This is a genomic window from Limnofasciculus baicalensis BBK-W-15 (genome assembly GCF_024178385.1).
Taxonomy (GTDB): Bacteria; Cyanobacteriota; Cyanobacteriia; order Cyanobacteriales; family Coleofasciculaceae; genus Limnofasciculus; species Limnofasciculus baicalensis.
The window spans coordinates 1-6,091 of record NZ_JAMZMM010000366.1 but is presented as its reverse complement, the minus strand read 5'-3'; the positions used below and the strand labels follow the sequence as shown (position 1 = coordinate 6,091).

Here is a 6,091-nt window from a genome sequence, read left to right as displayed (position 1 = left end):
CCACTCCCCTCTCCCCTCTTAAATTGCTTGTCGCGAGATTAATTTTTCAATATCTGCTTGGGTTTGCTGCAAGAGTTGCTCTCTGGTATCAACTGGCTTGGATATGCTGGGGACTAAGTTACGGGCTTGCAGGGCCATGTGAAGTTGGAGTTGAGCCACGTACTCACTTATATCTTCATGAACAAAATGGTTGGGGGCTTGAGTAGAACGAAAATCCAAAGTGTCCTCCTTTCCTAATGCCGCACAATTGCTTAACAAACTCCCATTGAAGTTAGCACGCTCTTGCCACTATCTTGTGAATTCGTCATAAATCCGCAACAAAGTTTAAACTTTCTGGGCTAGAATGTTAAGTAATGTAAACTTCATCACTCAATCGAGTTATAGTTTTAGATAAAGAATTGAACTTAGGCACAGGTTGTCAGAAACCCGGTTTCTTCGTCAACCTCAATCGTGTAAACCCACTATTTTTGGGAGAAACCGGGTTTCTGAGCGTAAGTCCTGTTATCGTTAGAATCCACTCCCTCGATTATGGCTCAATCTGATTCTGGATCAAGAAAAAAACAACCTAGGCATTCTCGCTCAAGTTACCTGGCATCTCTTAATTCAGCTCAACGAATTGCATTGACAGTCTATTTTTGTTTGCTGTTATCCACGAGTATTGGCGGAATATTCCTGTTGCGCAATCCCAACGCGATTAAGCGGTTGACAATTGCTGATGTTCCTGTATCCATTGTAATCAGTTTTTTGCAAGATGAAACGGCACGAAATGCTTATTTTATCGGAGATAGCACAAAACTTCACGATCGCCTCAATCAGATGGGGATTGAAGAACGAATCAAAGATTTCTATCGCCCTCAAATTCCTGATGAGGTAGCCTTAGATCAATATATTCATCAGCTTCTCTACGAGCGCACGGGTTATGTGGGTAAAGGTTATCGACTCAACGAACAAGGGATTTTGGTTTTGAAATAGAATTAATGGGCAATTGCGCGGATAGCACCTCCATGAGCCAATCCCTAGATAAAAGGTTTTTGTAACTCAATTTGAGCTAATTTTTTTCTTTGTAAGGCTTGCTTTAAACTAATTTTTGTGTTATTCTTATAATGGGAGTGGGTGTGCGCATATAGACTGATGAAACCTTAGTACTAATAACACTCTCAAAGTACAATGCCGCAGTCTCCCAATTACTACAATATTCTCGAAATTTCCAGAAACGCCACCTCTGGGGAAATAAAAAAAGCGTACCGCCGTCTCGCACGTCAGTATCACCCAGATTTACATCCAGAAAATCCGGCAGCCGTCGAGAGATTTAAAGCTATTTGCCAAGCATATCAAATACTCTCTAATCCAGAGGATCGATCTCAATACGATCGCGAGTTTAATTATAATCGCAGCGAAACCAAAACCCCTGGAATGACAGCTCAAGACTTCTATATTCGAGCAGTTTCCAAAGGAATAGATAAAGATTATCAAGGAGCAATTAAGGATTGCACTCGCGCTATTGAAATTAATCCTAATTTTGTGGAAGCTTATGTAGAAAGAGGTACATCTCGCTACAAATTAGGTGATGCCAGAGCAACACTGCAAGATTGTACCCAAGCATTGAGCATTAATCCTAAATTTGCTCCCGCCTACTACTACCAAGGAAAAGCGCGTTACCGACTAGGATATACTCAAGCCGCAATTTCCGCCTATACTCAAGCCATCGATCACAACTCAAATTACCCTGAATCTTACTACTATCGGGGTTCAGCTAATATCGATTTAAAAGAATACGATTTAGCTGTTGCTGATTTGACAAAAGCCACCGAATTATTTAACGCCCAAGGAGATAAAACGAGTTATCAATTGGCACGAGAAGCATTAAAAAGCCTTAACCAAAACCTGGCAAAACAGAATCCAGCTATTATATTGAAAACCGCGATCGCAGATGGGTTAGGAGCCTTTGTCTCTTGTGGATTAAATCCTGTTGGTGGACTTTATCCTACTTTTACCCGTTTCACTCAGGAAAGAGCCGTAGCAGTAGGGATAGTCTTAGCAGCGATTTTTGATATTTGCTTTGTCTCTGGAGTTTATGCTGGGTGGCGAGATTTGTTTCAAGTTTCGATTATCAAACTAATATTTGTAGGAATAGTACCGTTTATCGCTTTGACTATTATAAGCGCGATCGCTCGTTTATTATTTCGTTGTCACGGTAGTTTAGCTGGCGATATTTTCCTGGCGGGTGCAGCACTTATGCCTTTGAGTATTTTAGCTGTGGCGAGTGGTATTTCAACTCAATTGGGCAGTCATATTATGATAATTATTACTGTATTTTGTAGCTGTTATACGATTCTGCTTCTTTACGGAGGTTGTACTCAGATTTCTAATTTATCGGAAATTACTGCGGCGTTATTAGTGCCTGCGATGATATTGGCAACTGGATGGATTTCTTATTGGAGTTTTATAGTAATGCTAGGGACTTGATATAAATAGCAACTTAGATTATAATCAACACTATAGATTGATAGTTAAATAAATCGGGTGAGTTATGACTCAAATAACATCAACTCCTCCTCGTCGTCGCGGCAGATTATTCCCGGAATATACGATACCGCCAGAAGAGTTAGCGAGAAGGAAAGCGGAAAAAGAAATCAGATCCCGGCGTTACTGGGAAGTGTTTGCACAAGTCAGTCCTCAACTGATAGATGACCATTACAATTGGTTTATAGTAATTGAGGCAAACACCGGAGATTATTTCATTGACTCTGATGAAGAAGTCGCAGTACAAAAAGCCCGTCAGAAGTATCCTAGTGGGATGGTTGGCATCATGCGGTTGAATGAAACGGGGACTTGCGGGAAAATATGATTTCAGGAACTTTTGGTGATATTGGAGAACTTAATTTTGAGATTGATTTAATTGCGGGAAATGGAGAAAGATTTCCTGTAGATGTACTACTAGATACTGGATTTACTACAGGTTGGTTGGCGATGGATATTCAAGATGTTCAAAGCTTGGGGTGGTCTATAATTGAAACTGAACAAGCTATGCAAATGGCGCGGGGTGAGGAATTTTTCGATATCTATGAGGGAAAAGTAGTTTTAGATGGACAAGAGTATATTATTCCTGTTTTGGCTGCAATCGGAATTCCTGAATCTATATTAGGTTTGCAGTGGTTGAAAATCTTGCCACTGGCAGTGAATTTTACGGCTGGAGTCTTGACATTGGGGTGAAAAGTGGGATATCTAATTGCTGCAGCAATTAGGTATCACACTTACCAATTCCTCTCCTATCAGATACCGAATAACTTGGATAACATAGGAAGTACTTTGTCCCAAGCTACAAGTAAATTTGCACCAGATTGCAATCCAGAAAAGATACCTTTTAACATTGTGACAGCATTTTCAGCTTTTTCATTATTATCTGGATCGTTACCACTTTTAGCCACTTTAGTCAATGCTTCTACTTGCTTTTGTGCTTGTGCTTTCTCTTTCTCATTTAAAGTTGGTTCAGATTCTATCGCTTGTTTAAGCTTTTCTAGGATTTCTTTGATTTCAGATTTGTCAGGATTGGGAGATGTAGGTAGCTGATTAACAACACTTGATACATTTCCTTTAACATTACCTGTGACAATGCTTCCGCCTACATTACCACCAACACTAATTCCGGGTTTGTTATCTGCCATACCACTCTTACTCCTAATTTAACTTTGACTAATTTAGCTACGATACTTTTGTTACCAGTCTTCTTGTCAGCTACTTTGTCTCAACTTCTTACTGGATACATTACCTCCCACATCGCCTCCAATAATATTCCCTTCAATATTTCCTCCAACTGTTATAGAAAGATAACTACCTTCTTGAGCATTCTCTATAAAATCGTATAGTTTACTCACAGCACGATTTAACCAATTGGTATCGCTGGTGATAAAAATCCTCGAATCTCCAGAGTTGAGATACAATGTTAGTCCATATAGTTTTGGTCGAATAATATTCCAAATAGTACAACCTATTGCAATGGAGATTACTATGACACCCACCAAGAGATTATTAGTCGTCGCAAGTATTCCCCCAAATAGAAACAATCCCAAAATAAATAAAATTGGAATTCCTTCACTTTTTACTTCACCTATGCCAAATCCAGTAACATTGCGAAATTGATAAACATTATCACCAAATTTGACCGATTTTTTAGTAACGTGCAACAACCCTGACTTGGCTATAGCAGTCTTGTCAGGTGGTTGCAAAAATGAATCTAAAACCATAAGGCAAAATTCCCAAGTGCTTGTCTAGTTATTCTCAATCGCTAAATAGAGCGAGTTACCGATGTAACTTTACCCTGATGCCTATCTTGAAAAAAAGATTGTTGCAGCTTTCTGGTTAAGACAGAAAACATTATTTAGATGCACTAAAATCACTACAACAAAACTTACGCCAAGACTATATATGTAGGGTGTGTTATCCTCGAACATAGCGCACCATTCATACTATTAATAATGTGGCTGCGTAAGTCCTATCTAATCTACTATCGCAATAAATTTATCTTCTATCAAGCCGGAAAAAATCGGATCTAGTTGGCAATATTAAGAAATAAATATGAAATTTGACCTACCTAAGTGGGAAAAAGTCGCATCGAGTCGGATACAATAGGTAAAACCCCCGCCTACACCCCAACCCATGGACGTTAAAGAAGTATTGAGACTTGCCGATGACCTAATTTTTACCAAGACGGGAAAACATCTAGATGATCTGGAACAAGCTATACTTCGAGGGACAGTGCAAGGTGAGAAATATTCTAAAATAGCAGAAGAAAACCACTGTACTCATGGTCATGTAAAAGATGTCGCTTCTCAATTATGGAATATTCTCTCACAAGAGTTAGGAGAAGATGTCAGAAAATCGAATTTTCGAGCAACACTGGAGAGATTGCAATTCTCTAATGTTTTAAATTTCACAAAAGATATTGTACAGATTGGTAGCGTAAATGTCTGTGGAGATACTCCCCAATCTTCAGAAGTAGCACAAAACCCCGAAGCAAAGGTATCCAAAAGAAAATCGCCTCAAGAGAAAACCCGCAAAATCTATCGAGATTTAAGCGATGCACCTGATATCTCATCTTTTTACGGATGTACTGAAGAATTGACTATCCTGGAAAAATGGATAGTGTGCCAACGCTGTCGCCTTGTGACACTATTAGGAATCAGCGGTATTGGCAAAACTACTCTAGCAGTGAAATTAGTAGAACAGATTAAAGATAAATTTGAGTATGTAATTTGGCGAAGTCTCCGCACCTCACCACCTCCGGAAACCATCCAGAGAAACCTACTACAATTTTTCTATAACCAAGAGGAAACAGAGTTACCAGTCAGTCGAGATGAACAATTATCCCAACTGAAATTATATTTACAAAAGTACCGCTGTCTGGTAATATTAGACGACCTACAGATGATTTTCACCAGCGGACAGCTAGCAGGTTACTACAAACCCGGATATGAAGATTATGGATTGCTATTCAAACTGATAGGAGAATTATCTCATCACAGTTGCTTCATCTTAATCGGTTGGGAAGCACCGATAGAAATAATCCCCTTAACAGGAGAAAATACACCGATTCGCTCATTACACCTAAATGGATTGGGCATCGCCGCCAGTAAAATCCTCACAGAAAAAGGATTAGTCAAAAATGAGAAATGGGAAGACTTAATTAACACCTACCGAGGCAACCCCTTATGGTTAAAAAGTGTTGCGACAATGATTCGAGACTTATTTAATGGTAGAGTTTCTGACTATATAAAATATGATAGCCTCTTTTTAGGTAATGATTTGCTCGCTATATTAAATCAACAGTATCAACGCTTATCAGAATTAGAAAAAACTCTCATATCCCTACTCGCCAGAGAAACAGAATCCCTCACCACCACCAAATTATTAGAAGAGACAAAATTATCCCCATCAGAATTATTCAATGGCATACAATCCCTAGTGCGGCGCTCCTTAATCGAAAAACAAGAACAAGATAATCAAACCCTTTTCACACTTGCACCTATAATCAGAGAATATATACAGCAGATTGCAGGTTTATGAACTACACCCCAGAAACCCAATCTTGCTC

Annotated in this window: 8 protein-coding genes; 5 read left to right on the top strand and 3 right to left on the bottom strand. The window is 39.2% G+C overall.

Features of this window, described 5'->3' with window-relative positions:
• Positions 1-18: 18 nt before the first annotated feature.
• Entirely contained in the window at positions 19-219 is a 201-nt protein-coding gene (locus NJ959_RS24525) for a hypothetical protein (protein WP_254014373.1), read from the bottom strand.
• Between the two features lie 402 nt (positions 220-621).
• On the opposite strand from NJ959_RS24525, the gene NJ959_RS24520 reads away from it, so the two are divergent.
• From NJ959_RS24520 to NJ959_RS24505, 4 genes are all read left to right on the top strand, one after another.
• A complete protein-coding gene (locus NJ959_RS24520; RefSeq protein WP_254014372.1) occupies positions 622-972 on the top strand; it encodes a hypothetical protein in 351 nt (116 codons plus the stop codon).
• Between the two features lie 195 nt (positions 973-1,167).
• Positions 1,168-2,466, top strand: a complete 1,299-nt coding sequence (locus tag NJ959_RS24515; protein WP_254014371.1) for a J domain-containing protein — start codon at positions 1,168-1,170, stop codon at positions 2,464-2,466.
• A 64-nt stretch (positions 2,467-2,530) separates the two neighbouring features.
• Positions 2,531-2,848 carry a hypothetical protein gene (locus NJ959_RS24510; RefSeq protein ID WP_254014370.1) on the top strand — a complete coding sequence of 106 codons (318 nt, stop codon included), beginning with the start codon at positions 2,531-2,533 and terminating at the stop codon, positions 2,846-2,848.
• Entirely contained in the window at positions 2,845-3,213 is a 369-nt protein-coding gene (locus tag NJ959_RS24505; RefSeq protein WP_254014369.1) for an aspartyl protease, read from the top strand. The genes NJ959_RS24510 and NJ959_RS24505 overlap by 4 nt, the downstream gene beginning before the upstream one ends.
• Positions 3,214-3,272: 59 nt before the next feature.
• On the opposite strand, the gene NJ959_RS24500 is transcribed toward NJ959_RS24505, so the two are convergent.
• Entirely contained in the window at positions 3,273-3,665 is a 393-nt protein-coding gene (locus NJ959_RS24500) for a hypothetical protein (protein ID WP_254014368.1), read from the bottom strand.
• A gap of 66 nt (positions 3,666-3,731) precedes the next feature.
• Complete coding sequence (locus tag NJ959_RS24495; protein ID WP_254014367.1) at positions 3,732-4,244, bottom strand: DUF6232 family protein; 513 nt, start codon at positions 4,242-4,244, stop codon at positions 3,732-3,734.
• 412 nt (positions 4,245-4,656) lie between these two features.
• Between NJ959_RS24495 and NJ959_RS24490 the strand changes: the two genes are divergently transcribed.
• Positions 4,657-6,063 (top strand): helix-turn-helix domain-containing protein, encoded by a 1,407-nt coding sequence (locus NJ959_RS24490; RefSeq protein WP_254014366.1) that lies wholly within the window; start codon positions 4,657-4,659, stop codon positions 6,061-6,063.
• Positions 6,064-6,091 lie beyond the last annotated feature (28 nt).

Coding starts and splice junctions, on each gene's coding strand:
- NJ959_RS24515 (WP_254014371.1), top strand. CDS start 1,168: ATGCCGCAGTCTCCCAATTACTACAATATTCTCGAAATTTCCAGAAAC.
- NJ959_RS24510 (WP_254014370.1), top strand. CDS start 2,531: ATGACTCAAATAACATCAACTCCTCCTCGTCGTCGCGGCAGATTATTC.
- NJ959_RS24505 (WP_254014369.1), top strand. CDS start 2,845: ATGATTTCAGGAACTTTTGGTGATATTGGAGAACTTAATTTTGAGATT.
- NJ959_RS24500 (WP_254014368.1), bottom strand. CDS start 3,665: ATGGCAGATAACAAACCCGGAATTAGTGTTGGTGGTAATGTAGGCGGA.
- NJ959_RS24495 (WP_254014367.1), bottom strand. CDS start 4,244: ATGGTTTTAGATTCATTTTTGCAACCACCTGACAAGACTGCTATAGCC.
- NJ959_RS24490 (WP_254014366.1), top strand. CDS start 4,657: ATGGACGTTAAAGAAGTATTGAGACTTGCCGATGACCTAATTTTTACC.